Genomic DNA, 17739 nt, shown 5'->3' with positions numbered 1-17739 from the left:
GCTATCGTTCCGGCACTTATCGTCTGGATCAAGAGATTCTCCATGAAAGTGCCTGTACGGGAGGCAGTGCGCAGCAAGGGGCGGGGGCATTTTCTGCTGGCCGGCCTTTTGTGTCTGCTGCTGCCTGTCGCGATGGCCCAGGAGCAAGTCACCCCGACCCAGGCCGAGCAGCGGGCCGAAGCGGTGACCCAGGTGGTATTGGGCATTCTCAGCTACGCCCGTTGGCCCGTGGAGCCTACCCAACTGCAGCTGTGCATCGTCGGGCCTACCCAATACACCGACGATCTGGTCAAGGGCACCACCCAGGCCACGGGGCGGCCGGTGACGGTGCAGCGGCTGCTGGCCGATCATCCTGATATCGCCACCGCCTGCAACGCGGTCTACGTCGGCAGGCTGACCAACGATGAGCACACCCGTTTGTTTGCGTCCTTGATCGGCAAGCCAGTGCTGAGCATCAGCGAAGGCGGCGACCAGTGCACCGTGGGGAGCCTGTTCTGTCTGCGAGTCGGCGATGAACAAGTGTCTTTCGAGGTCAACCTCGACTCTGTGGCGCGCAGTGGTGTGCGCATCCATCCAAGTGTGCTGCAGCTTTCCCGTCGCAGGCCGGCGACGCCATGAAACAGCGCAAACCAAGGGTCCGTCCCACCCTGGGCTCGGTCATCGGTCGTGGCCATCTGATCGTCGCGCTGGTGGCCATCACCATGGCCAGTGCTTCCTTGACCTTGCTCGGCCTGCTGGCATTGCGGGTCTACGCCGATCACAACCTGCATTTGATCGCCCGTTCGATCAATTACACCGTGGAAGCGGCCGTGGTCTTCGATGATTCGGCTGCGGCCACCGAAGCACTGGCCTTGATCGCCTCCACCGAGGAAGTCGCCGATGCCCAGGTGTTGAATGAACATGGCCGTCTGTTGGCGCGCTGGCAGCGACCGCAAACCGGCCTGTTGTCGGAACTGGAAGTACACATTGCCAAGGCCTTCCTGGAAAAACCCATCAGCCTGCCGATCGTTCATCAAGGGCAGAACATCGGCCGTATCGTGTTGGCAGGGCATGGCGGTAGCCTGTTGCGCTTTTTGCTCAGCGGCCTGGCGGGGATCATCCTGTGCACGGCGGTCAGTGCCTGGGTGGCGCTTTATCTGGCGCGGCGCCAGTTGCGTGCGATCATCGGGCCGCTGCGCAGCCTGGCCGAGGTGGCCCACGCGGCACGCAGCGAGCGAGCCCTGGACCGACGCGTGCCACCGGCCGCCATTGCTGAACTGGATAACCTGGCCAATGACTTCAACGCATTGCTCGATGAACTGGAGTCCTGGCAGACCCACCTGCAAAGCGAAAACGAAACCCTGGCGCACCAGGCCAGCCACGACAGCCTGACCGGTTTGCCGAACCGGGCGTTTTTCGAAGGCCGACTGATTCGCGCCTTGCGCAATGCCGGCAAGCTCAACGAGCAAGTGGCCGTGCTGTACCTGGACAGCGACCGGTTCAAGGGCATCAATGACAACTTCGGTCACGCCGCCGGTGATGCGGTGCTGACGGCCGTGGCGACCCGGGTCCGGGCCCAGTTGCGCGAGGATGACTTGGTCGCGCGCCTGGGGGGCGATGAATTCGCCGTGCTGCTGGCGCCCCTGCACAAGGCCGAGGATGCCGAGCGGATCGCTGAAAAAATCATCGCCAGCATGGAAATGCCGATTCAATTGCCCGGCAACGCCTCCGTACTGACCTCCCTCAGTATCGGCATTGCCGTCTACCCGGATCATGGTGACACACCGGGCACCTTGCTCCATGCCGCCGACGCGGCAATGTACCAAGCCAAACGCCTCGCTCGAGGCGGTCAACATACGGCGGGGTCGGATCACTCCGTCGCTGATTTTCAAACCAGGAGCTGACTCGTGCGTTCATACCCTCAATTTTCCCTGCGCTGGTTCGCGGCGCTGTTCTTGCTTGCCATCCTGGCGCTGAGTGGTTGCCAGACGGCACCGCCGAAAGGCCTGACCCCGGCGCAAATTGCCGTACTCAAGCAACAAGGCTTCGAATTGACCGACGATGGCTGGGCCTTCGGTTTGTCGGGCAAGGTGTTGTTCGGCAGCGATATGGAAAATCTCAACCCGGCCAGTACCGAAATCGTCGAGCGCATCGGCAAGGCGTTGCTGGGCGCGGGCATCGAGCGCGTACGCGTCGATGGTCATACCGACGCCTCGGGCTCCCAGGCTTACAACGAACAACTGTCGATGCGCCGGGCTGCCAGCGTGAGCAAGGTGCTGACAAGCGTTGGCATGCGCGAAGAAAACGTCCAGCTGCGCGGCCTGGGCAGCAGCAACCCGGTCGCCTCCAACGACACACCCAGCGGCCGCACCGAAAACCGCCGCGTCGCCATCGTGGTCATCGCCGATTAGTCGGCGAACACCATCTCCCGGCTATCACCCATCAACAATGGTTGATCTGTTCAGATTCTGGAGTTTCCGGCTGGGCCCTTAAGTCTTTAAAGAACGCTGAGCTAACCTTAGGCATTTGTCTGCGTCGTTCACGTATGGCCATATGGCGTTGCGCCGGAGGCAGAGCGGATGACTTGTACGTTGGGCGGTAGCCCGACGAGCGGTATTGAGATAGTGGCAAATCGCCCTTGAAAAAGACCAGTTTGGATCCCATCTTATGGGTTCGTAGCGAACTCTTCGCTGCGGGTCATGATGTCTCTCCTTATGTGGAAGAAGTTGGCGCTTTCTAACCATCCCTGAAAGGTAGTCGTTTTATGGATAAGTGGGACATCTACAAAGACAACAGCGGCGAATGGCGTTGGAATCGCACTGCTCCGAATGGTCGTATTGTTGGGGCTTCGTCGCAAGGCTATGTGAATCGGACTGATTGCGTTGCGAATGCTCAGCGTAATGGTTACACCGGGTCATAAATGGTCCGAGAGGGATGGCTTGTCGTAGCATCCCTTTGACGGGCATTGAGCTGGATATCCTCGTGGGTCAACCGAGCGAGGCACGCTGTTTATAGGTGTTGAGGTAGTACCAGTTGCCCAGGTGCATCCACCAGCGAGTTTATGGGCGGCTCTTTACAGGCATATCTGATGACAAAAAATGACACGAGAATCATTGATATATGGCGTCAGAATGAGATCCCCACTGTCATGAAACGGGAAAAGCTTCCGCTTCTTATCAAGATGCCTTACGCCTTAGATAATTTTGCTTGGCTTCGAAACACCAACCGAAACAAGCCCGAGTGGAGCACGCAGTTCAAAGCTTGGCAGGTGCCCACCGCTTGGTTCGAGGACTCTGTGAGGCGTCTGATAAGTCGGTTCAAAAAGGTCTATGTGATCCAGGTCCATCGGGAGCATCAAATATGTGCCCCAGCCTGCTGGAATGCCCAAGGATTGCATTGCGAGTGTTCTTGCATGGGGGCCCATCATGGATCAGGACATCCTGCCGGTAGATGGTATGAAGTGTCTGAGACTTTCGCCGCTCAATGGGGACCGAAGAAGTATGCCTGCCGCTTGATGGTCTCCGTGGTTTGAGTTATCTAGATATGGATCTCTGATCCTATTATTGGAAGTTTCTATTCTATTTTGTGAATGGGCTAGTCTGCATTCTACTTGGGCTGTGCTGGGTGATCGTGCTGAGGCTATGATTGTCATTTTAATCAGAACCGACTTGGGTGAATTATGGCTGTAATCGATTTGTACTCTAAACGTCAAAGGCGGTTACGTGGTGAGGTGAGCGATGTCTACACGTATGACAGCTTTCCCAGCACCTTTCGAGTTCAGCTGACTTATATCATTCAAGAGCTTTTGGGCGATATGGACGACTACCATCGGAGTTATCGACCACGAGAGGTATACGAGGATATCGTGAAGGTCCTGAGGAGGGAGTATGGTCAGCGAGGCTTGTGTAAAATTCATCATCAAGACTATTTCTCAGAACTGCATGATTTTCTGCTTCAAGAGCTAGATGTCGAAAGATGCCTTGATGCCATCGAATTGTCTTGTGTACTGGGGAATAGCATGGCGAGATCTCCAGACTATATGGGGGTCCATAACTCCGATGAGCGTGTCGATGAATGTTTAGCTGAGTTGAACGAAAGATTTAAAGAAGCAGGGTTAGGGTATGAGTTAATCGACGGAAAGATCCTTCGTATAGACGCACAGCTTCTTCATTCAGAAGTCGTGAAGCCTGCCATTGGATTCCTCAATGCTGAGGGGTTCGAAGGTGCCCGCGATGAGTTTCTGGGGGCATATGAGCACTATCGTCATGGCAACTACGAAGAGGCATTGGTCGATGCGCTCAAGGCCTTTGAAAGCACCATGAAGATCATACTGACCGCCAACGGAAAACCCTATGGTGCTGGCGATACTGCTTCGAAGTTGATCTTGGCGTGTAGGGATGCTGAACTCATGCCCGCGTACAACGAAGCCCAACTCCAAGCCTTGGTCAACGTACTCACCAGCGGCATACCTACGTTGCGGAATAAGAATGGGGGGCATGGACAAGGGGAGACGGTTAGGACTGTCGAGCCAGAGATTGTCGCTTATGGGTTGCACTTAACGGCTGCCGCAATAGTCATGCTAGCGGGTCTTGAATCAAAGAGCAGAGTGGCTTGACCCGTGCACAGAGAAGTGTCAAAGGTCACCGTGATACGCTATTGGAGTGTCATTTATTCCAATATCCGCACGGACGGCATTGAGCATCACAAGGGCTTTCTCACGGATTTTGACCCACTCATATTCAGCCTTTCCATTGGTGATTTTTAGCAGGTGGTCGATGAGGTCATCTTGAGCGTCCATAACAGATTGTGGCGCAAGCATGGCGAGATACCCATACATCCTTATCCGTTGCTCGTTAAACTCATCGTAGCGAGCCCCAGCTTCGGCAGTTACCAATCTTCCGCTTTCATGGGAGTCAAGCGCTGCGAGGAGCCGCGCCACTGTTTCGATAACTGTCCGGTAAATCAGTATCTTGTCGTTCTGGAAACGAAGCGTGGTCTCTTTGATAATGTCGAGGTCTCGTTTGGTCGCCTCAAGCGCCGTAGCGAGTCGGTGCTTTTCGTTCTCCAGTATTCGACTCGCCCAAATTTTCCCTAACCACGACGACAGACCCATAAAAAGAATACCAGCAGTTCCGACTGATGCAACTGCGGCAGTGACCAACCTGAATACGTCGTCCCAGCTCACGATTAGAACCCTCAGCGACAAAAGTCTGAGTATGGTCGAAATTATGCAGGGCGTCGGGGAGCCTTAGAGAATCTGGCAGAAAAAATCTAAATGACCACCTCACACTTACGCATACGTGCGTAGCCCCCCCCGTAGGCCCTCGTATCTGAAACTTATCGCCTTGTCCGCATGGATCCTTATCGCGCCCGCGCAAGCCTCTGAAAGTTGGTCCGTTTCGGTGTCTGTGAGTGCCTCTCGACGTTACAAGTTGCCTACCAACCGCTGATAGAAACCATTGGCAAAGGTCTGACCTAGTTATGATGCTGTTATCCGATTCCTTGAAGGGTTGTTAATCGGCGAACACCATCTCCCGGCTATCACCCATCAACAATGGTTGATTCTGTTCAGTCACCTCGCGGATGTAATCCCACAACAACGTAATTCGTTTGAGCTTGCGCAGGTCTTCCCGGCAGTACATCCAGAACTGCCGGGTGACGGTGATTTCCTCCGGCAGCACCGGCAATAGCCGTGGGTCCTGGGCGGCGAGGAAGCAGGGCAGGATCGCCAGCGAGCGCCCTTGCTGCGCGGCCACGAATTGCGCGATCACGCTGGTGCTGCGCAGGTGGGCGTTGGCACCGGGCAGGACGTTGGCCAGGTAGAGCAATTCGGAACTGAACGCCAGGTCATCCACGTAGCTGATGAACGAATGCTTGCCCAGGTCGGCCGGGCGCTGGATCGGTGGGTGATTGTCCAGGTAGGGCTGGGTGGCATAGAGCTGCAGCCGGTAGTCGCACAATTTGCAGCACACATAGGGGCCATGTTCGGGGCGTTCGAGGGCGATGACGATGTCGGCTTCGCGCTTGGAAAGACTGATGAAGTGCGGCAGCGGCAGGATGTCCACCGAAATGGCCGGGTAGGCGTCGACGAAATGGCTCAGTTGCGGGGTGATGAAGAAGCTGCCGAAGCCTTCGGTGCAGCCCATGCGTACATGACCGGACAGCGCCACGCCAGAGCCTGAGACCTGTTCGCAGGCCATGTGCAGGGTGCTTTCGATCGATTCGGCGTACCCCAGCAGGCGCTGGCCTTCAGCTGTCAGGACAAAACCGTTGGTCCGGGATTTCTCGAACAGCAGCGTGCCCAGCGAGGCTTCCAGCGAGCTGATGCGTCGCGACACCGTGGTGTAGTCGACGGCCAGGCGCTTGGCGGCCGTGCTGGCCTTGCGGGTGCGGGCCACTTCGAGGAAAAACTTGAGGTCGTCCCAATTCAGCGACCCCAGGGAGGTGATGTTTTTTTGCATGATGGACCGGCTTTTATGTGCATTCTTATTAGAAGTTTGCACATCTATACTCCAAAAACCGTCTCATCACCATGCGTGCCCCATGCACCTTGGTCTTTGCTGAACCAGCGCTCTCTATAAGAACAATCCCGGAGGCCAGCATGAACGTTTCCCTTACGCCCAGCGACACCGCCCTGCAAACCGTCAGACTGTTGATCGATGGCGAATGGGTTGAATCCCAATCCAGCGAATGGCACGACATCGTCAACCCGGCTACCCAACAGGTGTTGGCGAAGGTTCCATTCGCGACGGCGTCGGAAGTCGATGCCGCCATCGCCGCTGCCCAGCGTGCGTTCCAGACCTGGAAACTGACGCCCATCGGTGCGCGGATGCGCATCATGCTCAAGCTCCAGGCGTTGATCCGCGAACATTCCAAGCGCATCGCCGCGGTGCTCAGCGCCGAACAGGGCAAGACCATCGCTGACGCCGAGGGCGATATTTTCCGCGGCCTGGAAGTGGTCGAGCACGCCTGTTCCATCGGCACCCTGCAGATGGGCGAGTTTGCCGAGAACGTCGCCGGTGGCGTGGACACCTACACGCTGCGCCAACCGATCGGGGTGTGCGCGGGCATTACGCCGTTCAACTTCCCGGCGATGATTCCGCTGTGGATGTTCCCGATGGCCATCGCCTGCGGCAACACCTTTGTGCTCAAGCCGTCGGAACAGGATCCGCTGTCGACCATGCTGCTGGTGGAACTGGCCATCGAGGCCGGCGTGCCGGCGGGTGTGCTCAACGTGGTGCACGGCGGCAAGGACGTGGTGGATGCGCTCTGCACCCACAAGGACATCAAGGCGGTTTCCTTCGTCGGTTCGACGGCGGTCGGCACCCACGTGTATGACCTGGCGGGTCGCCATGGCAAGCGCGTGCAGTCGATGATGGGGGCCAAGAACCACGCGGTGGTGTTGCCCGATGCCAATCGTGAGCAGACTCTCAACGCCCTGGTCGGCGCCGGTTTTGGCGCGGCTGGCCAGCGCTGCATGGCCACCTCCGTGGTGGTGCTGGTGGGCGCGGCCAAACAATGGTTGCCGGAGCTCAAGGCCCTGGCGCAGAAGCTCAAGGTCAACGCCGGCAGTGAGCCGGGCACCGACGTTGGTCCGGTGATTTCCAAGCGGGCCAAGGCGCGGATTCTCGAGTTGATCGAGAGCGGCGTGAAGGAAGGCGCGAAGCTGGAGCTCGATGGCCGTGGCATCAGCGTGCCGGGCTTCGAGCAGGGCAATTTTGTCGGTCCGACCCTGTTTTCCGGCGTGACCACCGAGATGCGCATCTACACCGAGGAAATCTTCGGCCCAGTGCTGGTGGTGCTGGAAGTCGACACCCTGGATCAGGCGATTGCCCTGGTCAACGCCAACCCATTCGGCAACGGCACCGGCCTGTTCACCCAGAGCGGTGCGGCGGCGCGCAAATTCCAGAGCGAAATCGACGTTGGCCAGGTGGGCATCAACATCCCGATCCCGGTGCCGGTGCCGTTCTTCAGCTTCACCGGTTCCCGTGGTTCGAAACTCGGCGACCTCGGCCCGTACGGCAAACAAGTGGTGCAGTTCTACACTCAGACCAAGACCGTGACCGCGCGCTGGTTCGATGATGACAGCGTCAATGACGGTGTGAACACCACCATCAATTTGCGTTAAGGAGCCGGACATGAACATCGCATTTATCGGCCTGGGCAACATGGGCGCCCCCATGGCGCGCAACCTGCTCAAGGCCGGCCATTCGCTGAACCTGTTCGACCTGAACCAGACGGTGCTGGCCGAGCTGGCGGCATTGGGCGGCACCGTCAGTGCCTCGCCTCGCGACGCGGCCCAGGGCGCTGCGCTGGTGATCACCATGCTGCCGGCCGCCGCCCATGTGCGTAGCGTCTGGCTGGGTGAGGACGGTGTGCTGGCCGGTATCGCCGCTGGCACGCCGGCGGTGGATTGCAGCACCATCGATCCACAGACCGCTCGCGACGTAGCGGCTGCCGCTGCGAAACAAGGGGTGGCGATGGCCGATGCGCCCGTTTCGGGCGGCACCGGCGGTGCGGCAGCGGGTACGTTGACTTTCATGGTCGGCGCCACGGCTGAGTTGTTCGCCACCTTGCAACCGGTGTTGGCGCAAATGGGCCGTAACATCGTGCACTGTGGCGAAGTCGGCACCGGGCAGATCGCCAAGATCTGCAACAACCTGCTGCTGGGCATTTCCATGGTGGGCGTCAGCGAGGCCATGGCGCTGGGCGATGCCTTGGGGATCGACACCCAAGTGCTGGCCGGGATCATCAACAGCTCGACGGGGCGTTGCTGGAGTTCGGACACCTACAACCCGTGGCCGGGCGTGATCGAAACGGCGCCGGCGTCCCGTGGCTACACGGGTGGCTTTGGCGCCGACCTGATGCTCAAGGACCTTGGCCTGGCGACCGAAGCCGCGCGGCAGGCCCATCAGCCGGTGGTGCTGGGGGCGGTGGCGCAGCAGTTGTACCAGGCGATGAGCCAGCGGGGCGAGGGCGGCAAGGATTTTTCGGCGATTGTTAACAGCTATCGCAAGCCGCAATAAGCGTGCAATGGGCGAGGGAGCAAGCTCCCTCGCCACACAATCTCCTGTTCAAGCCGCCCGCCTCGCTGGCCTGGGAAATAAGCTGGCTGGGCGAGATTTGCCGTGAAGCTGTAATAAACGATAGTTAGTATGAAATTGTCTTGAGTGTCTGTGGTTTCATATATATGAAACGTTGTGAGTGATAACGAGTTGTTATAGTTATGGAGCCTTGACAGAAAAAAATCGTTGCACAATACTCGGCGCTCAGGACGAGCAATCATTATCAAGGAGCGATACCCATGCCTTCGCAGGATACGTGCGTACTTATATCTGCTGCCCTTAAAAAGTTGGCGCTCAATCAAGAATGTCGTGACGCCTTCAGCAAAGACTCGTTGTTCTTCAAATTATTCGAGCAAGCAGCCCACCGCTATATCGTCTCTTCCGATCGAGAAGAGCTCGCTGGAAAACTCCAATTACTCCACGACAAAGGCTATCGACTCGGCGTGGAGTATGTCGGCGAGGAGAACCATGATCCGCGCGTGGTGCAGGCCTTCGTCGATGAATACCTGAAGTCTATCCAGACGTTCGCCAAGGCCGGACTAACGCCGCAATTGGGGTTTGATCTAAGTGCCGTGGGCATGCTCATTTCCCAGGAAACGGCCTATCGCAACGCCGCCACTATCCTGTCTGCTGCCGCAGAACATAATATTTCCGTGATGATTAGCATGGAGCATTCTTCGGCGGTCGATAAGATCCTCGAAGTGTATTCCCAGCTGGCGCCCGATCATTCCAATATTGGTCTAACAGTACAGGCACACTTGCATAGAACGCTTGATGATTTACCCGCAATCATTGGGTATGGTCGTAAGATTCGATTGGTTAAAGGTGTATATAACGAAGCGCGTGAAATAGCCCTCCCCCGTGGTACAGAACTGGATGAGCGCTATTTGACATTACTCGCCGAACTTCTCGAGGCCAACATCGCGGTCAGTTGCGCGACGCAGGACCCCAACCTGATCAAGCGCATTTTCGAGCAGGGTTACCACTCGCAGATCCAGGAACTGGAAATGCTCCACGGTGTGCAACCCGAGACGTTGCGTAAAGCCAAGGAGGCCGGGCTGGCCTGTCGTATCGCGGCGGTTTATGGCGACAGCTGGTACCTGCATTTTCTGCATCGACTCGCCGAGTCGCCTGAAAACGTCCTGGAATCCCTCGCTGACTTCTACGATCCCTCTCGCATCGTCTTTGGCGCAGGTTACTAACGGAGCAATTTATGTTTATCGATCTGAGAAGCGACACGGTAACCAAGCCAACGGAAGGCATGCGCAAGGCGATTTATCAGGCTGAAGTGGGTGATGACTGCTTCGGTGAAGACCCGACGGTGCGGGCACTGGAGGAGTACTGCGCCAATTACTTCCAGAAGGAAGCGGCGCTGTTCACCTCGGGCGGCACCTTGAGCAACCAGTTGGCGATCAAGGCACTGACGAACCCGGGCGACGAGATATTCCTCGACGCTTCGTACCACATCAATTTCTATGAGTCGGCCTCGACGTCGGCTTTTTCAGGGGTCAACTTTTCGCTGTCCAACCACGACAACGGCCTGTTCGACGTCGCTGACCTGGAAAAACTCCACGCCTCCAAATGCCGCTGGAGTCAGAACTATGCCTTGCCGCGGGTGGTGGTGATCGAAAACACCCTCGGCTGCAAAGGCGGGGACATCTTTCCGCTGCAACAAATGAACGATGTCTTTGCTTACGCCAAGGATATCGGTGCCTATCGTTATCTCGATGGCGCACGCATTCTCCATGCGTCGATTGCCTCCGGCATCGATGTGACTTCATACACCGACAACGCTGATCTGCTGTCCATGTGCCTGTCCAAGGGATTGGGGGCGCCGATCGGTTCGATCATGGTGGGGTCGCAAGAACTGATACTGCGTGCCAAAAAATACCGCAAATGGTTCGGTGGTGATTTGCACCAGGCCGGCATGATGGCGGCGGCCGGGCTTTATGCGATGCAAAACCACGTCGAGCGGTTGGCCGACGACCATGAGCACGCGGCGTTGCTGCACCAGTTGCTCAATGACATCGACGAGGCGCCTGCGCGCTACAAGGGCACGAACATGGTCACCCTGGACATTTCCGCGCTGGGTGTCGCGCCGGTGCAGTTCGCCGCTCTTCTGCGTCAGAAAGGGGTGGGGGGCTTGCCTTATAACGCCAGGGAAATGCGCTTCATGCCGCATCTCAACATCAGCCGCGACGATATTCATAAAGCCGCCGGGATTATCAAGGCTACCGTCCGCGAACTCAGCCGTGCCCCGGAGACGATCAAGTGATCTATAAGAAAAACATTGTGCTGATCGTGGATGCCTATTCGATCGGCAGCCTCATCGCGCCCGCCTTTATTTCCCGTGGATTCGAATGCGTGCACGTGCGTTCCACCGCCAATGTCAACGCCTTCTACAAGTCCTGGCTCCGGCCGGCCGACTTTATCCAGGACGTTCTCTATCACTCTGACGCCGAGCTGCAGCAGGCATTGTCCGATTACTCGGTGCAGTTCGTGCTGGCCGGCTGCGAGTTTGGCGTTGAGTTGGCTGCGCATCTGGCGGGCCTGTTCGATGTTCCTCGCCACAATGATCCGGCGCACGCTGTTCGCTGGCGCGACAAGTTCGAAATGCATGAAGCCTTGCAGCGGGCGGGTGTGCGCTCGATCAAGCATTTCAAGTCGGATTCGCTGGCAGCGATTCTGGAGTGGGTAAAAGAACAACGCATCCTGCCGGTGGTGTTGAAGCCGATCAAAAGTGCCGGATCCGACAATATTCATATCTGTACGCAGGAAAGCGAAGTCGAACAGGCCTTCGAGGTCATCAAGTCGAGCCAGAACCTGTTCCTTGAAAGCAACGAGGAAATCCTGGTCCAGCAGTATCTGGACAATTCGGATTTCAACTCGGAGTTGTCGGCGAGCAAATCCACGGACGTGGACATCGAATACTGCGTCAATACCGTGAGTGTCGACGGCCAGCACTATGTCAGCGAAATCATCCGGGTGTACCGCACTCGGATTGGCGATTCGCCCGTGCACGACTACAACCAGCTGATGTGCCCGGTGGACAATGTCGACGTCTACCGTCGCCTGTCGCAATACATTTTTTCCGTGCTCGATGCACTGGGTATCCAGCAGGGTGTCGGTCACAGCGAACTGATGATTGTCGACGACGAACCGGTGTTGCTTGAAACCGCGGCACGCATGCCGGGCGGCATCGACCTGTCGGCCTATACCCGGGCCTTGGGGCATAACCAGTTGAGCCTGTGGATCGATTCGTTGATCAACCCCCAGGCCTTTCTCGATTACCGGCAGCGCCCGAGAAACAAGCTTTATTTCCATTCCAGCTGCGTGTTCCTGATCGCTCGACAGGCCGGGCCCATCAAGCGTGCGCCGGACCTCGCCCGGTGGAAAGCGATCCCGGGCGTACACAGCATCAAGATTCAGGACGAAGGGGCGCTCAAGGAAACCGTTTCCCTGGAGAACTGCCCGGGCCACGTGTTCATTCTCGACCGTGACCGTGCAGCCATTCAGAAGAGCATCGAGTTGCTGCGCGAGGACGAACCCGGCGTGTACAGGGAAATGTTGTCATGAAAGACGTGTCGGGAGAGCTGGCGGTGCAGGGTGGATTCAAGGTGTATACCCGGCCCGTGGTTCTGCTGCTGTCGGCGACGTTCATCCTGACCGTTGCCCGGGCCCTGGCCTTGCCTTATCTGGTGGTTTATTTCTCCCAGGCCTTTGGCCTGGGGGTCACCGATATCGGTCTTGTGGTGGGCGGCGCGCTGATCGTCAGCTCCATCCTGGGGGTCTACGGCGGTTTTCTGGTGGACCGGTTTTCCAACTACCGGATCCTGCTCGGTGCCGCCACGCTGTTTGCCCTGGCGTTTGCCGTGGCTTATCAGGTGGCCAGCCTGGTGCCGTTCATCATCGCTATCGTGGTGGTCAACCTCGCCTATGCGGTGATCGACATCGCGGTGAAATCAGGCATAGGTTTCCTGGTGACGGTGGACAAGCGGGCGAGCGTGTTTTCCATGAAGTACACGCTGACCAACGTCGGTTATGCCATCGGCCCTTTCCTGGGTGTGCTGTGCGCGAAAATCAGTCCCGGCCTGCCGTTTGCGGTCTCGGCCTTGATCGGGGTGGCTTTTGTCGTGTTGTACAGCGGGCTGGGGGCACGGCTTCCTCGTGGAGAAGGCGTAGAGCGGCCAAATCGTGATTTTGCCCGCGTGCTGGTCCATTTGGTGCGTAACTACAAGCTGGTGTGTTTTACGATCGGAGGCGTTCTCAGTGCTGTCGTGTTCGGTCAGTTCACGGCCTATTTGTCGCAATACCTGATCGTGACCAGCACGCCGGAGAACACCTACAAGATCATCAACTATCTGGTCACCACCAATGCGTGTGTGGTGATCGGTTTGCAATACCTGGTCGGCTCCAGGATCAACCAGAACAATCTGTTCCGGATGTTGATGCTGGGCATGTTGTTTTTCGTGGTGGGCCTGATGGGGTTTTGTTACGCACAGACTCCGCTGGCCTGGGTATTGGCCATGATCGTTTTTACCGTGGGTGAAATCATCATTATCCCGGTGGAATACCTGTTCATCGATTACATCGCCCCGGAGGATATGCGCGGCGTTTACTACGGTGCGCAAAACCTGTCCAACCTGGGGGCCGCGCTGGGGCCGGTGCTATGCGGTGTTGCCCTGTCGCTCTTTGCACCTTGGGCGGTGTTCTACCTGTTATCCATGTGCGTGGTCGTGGCCAGTCTGTTTTATTTCCTGGGTTCAAGGCGCGAGAGGTGATTGATGATTCACTTCAATACGGCGGGTTCGGGGCTGATGTCTGCCGAGACGCTGAAGCTGATGCAACGTTATCTGCAGGACGAGTTCGAGTCGGGGGCTTATGAAACCGAATTGAATTACGCCTCTGTGCTGGACGTTGAGGTCTATGAAAACATTGCCCGGCTGCTGGGCACCGATGCGCGTAACGTGGCGCTTTTCGATGGGGCGACCAAGGCTTGGGTGACCGCACTGGAGGCATTGACCTGGTCTGAAGGCGCACGTGTTCTGGTCACGCCCTACGAATACGCGGGCAACCTGATCGCACTTGCAACATTGCAGCGCCTGCATGGGGTAGTGGTTGAAGTGATGCCGCTGCTGGCCGATGGCAACCTCGACCTGCAATGGCTGGCCCGGCACATGAGCGCCGAGGTCAAGTTGGTCTCGATCGTCCATGTCCCTTCTTGCTGTGGCATCGTGAATGACATCGAGGCGGTGGGCGATATCCTGCGCGACTACTCGGCCTGGTACTTTGTCGATGCCTGTCAATCGGCGGGCATGCTGGCGCTGGACGTGGGCGCCGCCGGCTGCGATGTGTTGACGGCTGCCGGCAGAAAGTTCCTGTGTGGGCCAAGGGGAACAGGGTTTGCCTACCTGTCCGAGCGTTTCCTGGCCACCGCGCAGCCTCGTTTCACTGACCTGGGCCGGGCCACGGTCGATGTCAGCGGCGTCGTCACGCGAGGGGTGGGAGATGCCCGCTGTTTTGAATATGCCGAGCGTAACAACGCGGCCGTAGTGGGTTTGAACCAGGCGATCAAAGAGCGCCTGTCGAGCGCCTACGGGGCGGAGTCCGAGCTCTATCGAGTGCTGTTCCGGCGTCTGGCAGAGACCCCCGGTGTCAACTTGATTGCTCCGGGCACTCACCATCAGGGCATCATCGCGTTCACCCATGAGCGTCGTTCGGCGACAGAACTCGTCAGTTATCTGCGGGCCCGAGGTATCAACGCTTGGCCGGGATATGCATCGCATACGCCGTACTTCATGTTGGCGCAGGGGCATGAGCGTTTTGTGCGCGTTTCCATCAATGGGAGGAACAACGCTCAAGACGTGGATGAGTTCATCGCGGTACTGACCGAGTTGTAAATGACCAATGAGGCAATCAATAGCCTGTAAATAAAAAGTCTATATCGTGCGGTTTGTCGCAATGGAATGTGCGTCGTGTGCCTGGCAGGTGACCGTCTGCGGCAGTGGTACTGCATTAATTGTTTTGTCCGGGGAAGTAATCAAGGTTGCGCAGGCGTTTCGCGCCTGTATTCATCACTTCGAGTTACGAAAGGGAATTCCGATGAACGATGTGAACAGGTTTAATCCTTCTGCTGCACTCAGGCTGCGTCTGCGGCCTTTGTACAAAAAAGACAATTGGCACTGGCTGGTTGCCCTGGGTGCGGATCTTCTGATCATTGTCTCGGCGATATTTCTAGCCAATCGCTATAACGCGCTTTATCCGCTGGCATTGTTGTTCATTGGCTCTCGGCAGCGGGCACTTGCCTCGCTTTTGCACGAAGCGGCGCATATGACGTTGGCTCAAAGCAAGGCGCTTAACAAATGGGTCGGTGAGTATTTGTTGGCCTACCCCATCTTCCAGGACTATGAAGCCTATCGTCGATCCCATGTGCAGATGCACCACCACCATCTGGGCGACAAGCTGAAGGATCCCGATCATCGTTTCTACATCGAGTCGGGTTTGTACGAGGCTCAGGACCGTCTGGACTTCCTGTTCCGTCATTTGTTCAGGAGCGTGACGCTGGTCAACACCTACAAGTACTTCCTTTATCTGGTCAAGAACCGGGCGGGGGACATCCTGGCCAATCCGTTACAGGGCTTGAAGCTTCTGGCGGTTCATGGCGCCATGTTGTTGCTCTTCAATTACTTTGTCGGCCCGTGGGCTTATGTCCTGTTCTGGTTGGTTCCTTACTTCACGGTGTTCCAGGTGATTGGCTGGCTCTCCGAGATTTCCGAGCACTTCGGCATGTTCGGGGTGTACCAGGATGAGGTGCAGTTGACGCGCAATCGTTTCCCCACGCCGGTCGAGCGGTTGTTTATCGGTATGCATGGCGATAACTATCATCTGACGCACCACCTGTTTGCCGGCGTGCCGTTCTGGAACCTGAAGCAGGCGCACCAGATATTGATGGAGGATGAAAGTTATGCGGCGGCCAATCGGGGGTGTGGCGGCATTTTCACTGCGAAAGGCGATGCCCGATCGAGCCTGCATCAGATATTCGAGGCGTATCGCAGCGGTAAAATCAGCACCGTCGACGTGACGGCATAGCGGGCGGTCATGCTGCGCTGTGCTCCAGGCGCGCCTTTGAGCACAGCGTATCGGTCAAGCGCGTTCGTCAGGCGAAGACGAAGTATTTGCGCACGGTCTCGACCACTTCCCACGTGCCTTTCATGCCTGGCTCGATGACGAAGATGTCACCGGCGCGCAGATGGATCGGCTCCAGGCCCTCTGGGGTGATGATGCAGTAGCCTTCCTGGAAATGGCAGTACTCCCACTTCACGTATTCCACATACCATTTGCCGGGTGTGCAGATCCAGGTGCCCATGATCTTGCTGCCGTCTTCGCTGGTGTAGGCGTTGAGGTTGACGGTGTGCGGGTCGCCTTCGAGTTTTTCCCATTTGCAGGCATCGAGTACGGGCAGCGGATGGGTGTCGCGCAGGACGGTGATGGGGGCGGTCATGTGAACTCCGAAAGGGGCGGAAGAGAACAGGCACCCTAACGCGTGGCCTGGGCGGATAGATGCCTGTGGTCGACATCGAGCTATCCAGAAGCGCGCATCAATCGGCCAGATGTCGAGCCAGGGCCGTGGCGTAGGCCGGCAAACCGTCGAAGTGGCGGGCGCACAGCAGCAGCGCCCGGTGGGTCCAGGCCTCTTGCAGCGGGACGCAGTGATACGAAGGCTCGGGCGGGCGCCGGTCGATGGCCGCCTTCGGCACGATGGCAATGCCTGCACCATGGGCCACCATGCGAATCATGCCGTCGAAACCATCGGCGCGAATGCGGATTTGCATGCGCGAGCCGATGTGCAGGGCCTGTTCTTCCAGGTGAATCGCCAGGGCACTGGAGGCGTTCAGGCCGACATAGTCGTGGCTGAGGGTCTCGCTGAAACGCACGGCTCGACCGTCAGCCAGTGGGTGCCCGGTCGGTAGGATCAAGACCAGTGGATCGTCGCGAAACGGCCAGGCCTGAAGGCCGTGGGTGTCCACCGCGTCGGAAACGATCCCCAGGTCCGCCGCGCCCTGGCGCAGCGCATGGGTGATCCGTGAGCTGGGTAATTCCTGCAGGTCGATGTCGAGGTTGGGATGGGTCTTGAGAAAACCGGCCAGCAGTTCGGGCAGGTACTCGGTCATGGCGCTGGTGTTGCACAACAATCGCACCCGGCCTTTGACGCCCTTGGCGTATTCGGCCAGGTCCTGTTGCAGGCGTTCGGCCTGTTGCAACAGGACTCGGGCGTGCTCGGCCAGGGCCCTGCCAGCCGGCGTTGGGGTTACGCCACGCCGTCCGCGCTCAAGCAGGTCGATGCCCAGGGAGGCTTCCATGGCCCGGACCCGCGCACTGGCCGCGGCCAGGGACAAATGGCTGCGGGCCGCACCGGCGGTGATGTTGCCGGTGTCGAGGATGTTCAGGTAGAGGCGCAGGTCGGTGAGGTCGAAGTGCATGGGCGGGTGATCCTGTGCCGGGTTTGTCTGGTGTCTGGTACATCGCCGTCGCGAGCAAGCTCGCTCCCACAGTTTGAAATGCAATCCCCCTGTGGGAGCGAGCTTGCTCGCGATAGCGTCGGCAGCATCAGCGAATGAACAGCCTCTTGCCACAAGAGAGGCACCCTCAGTATATGGCAGATTTTCAAGCCAAGTCCCGGGGTGCACGATACGTC

Annotated in this window: 17 protein-coding genes; 13 read left to right on the top strand and 4 right to left on the bottom strand. The window is 57.9% G+C overall.

Features of this window, described 5'->3' with window-relative positions; genetic code table 11:
* The first annotated feature begins 42 nt into the window (after positions 1-42).
* From AO356_RS07920 to AO356_RS07900, 5 genes are all read left to right on the top strand, one after another.
* Positions 43-618 carry a YfiR family protein gene (locus AO356_RS07920; RefSeq protein ID WP_060739300.1) on the top strand — a complete coding sequence of 192 codons (576 nt, stop codon included), beginning with the start codon at positions 43-45 and terminating at the stop codon, positions 616-618.
* Positions 615-1883 carry a diguanylate cyclase domain-containing protein gene (locus tag AO356_RS07915; RefSeq protein WP_060739299.1) on the top strand — a complete coding sequence of 423 codons (1269 nt, stop codon included), beginning with the start codon at positions 615-617 and terminating at the stop codon, positions 1881-1883. The genes AO356_RS07920 and AO356_RS07915 overlap by 4 nt, the downstream gene beginning before the upstream one ends.
* A 3-nt stretch (positions 1884-1886) precedes the next feature.
* Positions 1887-2390: an OmpA family protein gene (locus AO356_RS07910; RefSeq protein ID WP_060739298.1), complete on the top strand. Its 504-nt coding sequence runs from the start codon at positions 1887-1889 to the stop codon at positions 2388-2390.
* Positions 2391-2743: 353 nt separating this feature from the next.
* Positions 2744-2899, top strand: a complete 156-nt coding sequence (locus tag AO356_RS30715) for a YegP family protein (RefSeq protein ID WP_081015331.1) — start codon at positions 2744-2746, stop codon at positions 2897-2899.
* Between the two features lie 759 nt (positions 2900-3658).
* The gene (locus AO356_RS07900) at positions 3659-4594 is read left to right on the top strand and encodes an STM4504/CBY_0614 family protein (protein ID WP_060739296.1); all 936 of its coding nucleotides are present in this window, start codon (positions 3659-3661) and stop codon (positions 4592-4594) included.
* Between the two features lie 18 nt (positions 4595-4612).
* Here AO356_RS07900 and AO356_RS07895 read toward each other — a convergent pair whose 3' ends face one another.
* Positions 4613-5164: a hypothetical protein gene (locus AO356_RS07895; RefSeq protein WP_060739295.1), complete on the bottom strand. Its 552-nt coding sequence runs from the start codon at positions 5162-5164 to the stop codon at positions 4613-4615.
* Positions 5165-5492: 328 nt separating this feature from the next.
* Positions 5493-6440, bottom strand: a complete 948-nt coding sequence (locus tag AO356_RS07890; protein WP_060739294.1) for a LysR family transcriptional regulator — start codon at positions 6438-6440, stop codon at positions 5493-5495.
* A gap of 140 nt (positions 6441-6580) precedes the next feature.
* On the opposite strand from AO356_RS07890, the gene AO356_RS07885 reads away from it, so the two are divergent.
* The 8 genes from AO356_RS07885 to gntB all read left to right on the top strand — a co-directional run bounded on the left by AO356_RS07885 (position 6581) and on the right by gntB (position 16133).
* Positions 6581-8107, top strand: coding sequence for a CoA-acylating methylmalonate-semialdehyde dehydrogenase (locus AO356_RS07885; RefSeq protein ID WP_060739293.1), 1527 nt, complete (start codon positions 6581-6583; stop codon positions 8105-8107).
* A 10-nt stretch (positions 8108-8117) separates the two neighbouring features.
* Positions 8118-9005, top strand: coding sequence for a 3-hydroxyisobutyrate dehydrogenase (mmsB, locus tag AO356_RS07880; protein WP_060739292.1), 888 nt, complete (start codon positions 8118-8120; stop codon positions 9003-9005).
* A 278-nt stretch (positions 9006-9283) separates the two neighbouring features.
* Complete coding sequence (locus tag AO356_RS07875) at positions 9284-10246, top strand: proline dehydrogenase family protein (protein ID WP_060739291.1); 963 nt, start codon at positions 9284-9286, stop codon at positions 10244-10246.
* An 11-nt stretch (positions 10247-10257) separates the two neighbouring features.
* A complete protein-coding gene (locus tag AO356_RS07870) occupies positions 10258-11319 on the top strand; it encodes a threonine aldolase family protein (RefSeq protein ID WP_060739290.1) in 1062 nt (353 codons plus the stop codon).
* Positions 11316-12620, top strand: coding sequence for a hypothetical protein (locus AO356_RS07865; protein WP_060739289.1), 1305 nt, complete (start codon positions 11316-11318; stop codon positions 12618-12620). Before AO356_RS07870 ends, AO356_RS07865 begins: the two co-directional genes overlap by 4 nt.
* Positions 12621-12643: 23 nt before the next feature.
* Positions 12644-13825 (top strand): MFS transporter, encoded by a 1182-nt coding sequence (locus AO356_RS07860; RefSeq protein WP_404942925.1) that lies wholly within the window; start codon positions 12644-12646, stop codon positions 13823-13825.
* Between the two features lie 3 nt (positions 13826-13828).
* Entirely contained in the window at positions 13829-14944 is a 1116-nt protein-coding gene (locus AO356_RS07855; RefSeq protein WP_060739287.1) for an aminotransferase class V-fold PLP-dependent enzyme, read from the top strand.
* Positions 14945-15146: 202 nt separating this feature from the next.
* Positions 15147-16133, top strand: coding sequence for a guanitoxin biosynthesis L-arginine gamma (S) hydroxylase (gene gntB / locus AO356_RS07850; protein WP_060739286.1), 987 nt, complete (start codon positions 15147-15149; stop codon positions 16131-16133).
* A gap of 67 nt (positions 16134-16200) precedes the next feature.
* Here the strand turns inward: gntB and AO356_RS07845 are convergent, their stop codons facing one another.
* Together AO356_RS07845 and AO356_RS07840 are read right to left on the bottom strand one after the other, a co-directional pair.
* Positions 16201-16545, bottom strand: coding sequence for a cupin domain-containing protein (locus AO356_RS07845; protein WP_060739285.1), 345 nt, complete (start codon positions 16543-16545; stop codon positions 16201-16203).
* Between the two features lie 97 nt (positions 16546-16642).
* Positions 16643-17524, bottom strand: a complete 882-nt coding sequence (locus AO356_RS07840; protein ID WP_060739284.1) for a LysR substrate-binding domain-containing protein — start codon at positions 17522-17524, stop codon at positions 16643-16645.
* Between the last annotated feature and the right edge of the window lie 215 nt (positions 17525-17739).

Source organism: Pseudomonas fluorescens, from assembly GCF_001307275.1.
Classification (GTDB): Bacteria; Pseudomonadota; Gammaproteobacteria; order Pseudomonadales; family Pseudomonadaceae; genus Aquipseudomonas; species Aquipseudomonas fluorescens_AA.
The sequence above is the reverse complement of the archived record's forward strand: the minus strand, read 5'-3'. Positions and strand labels throughout refer to the sequence as shown.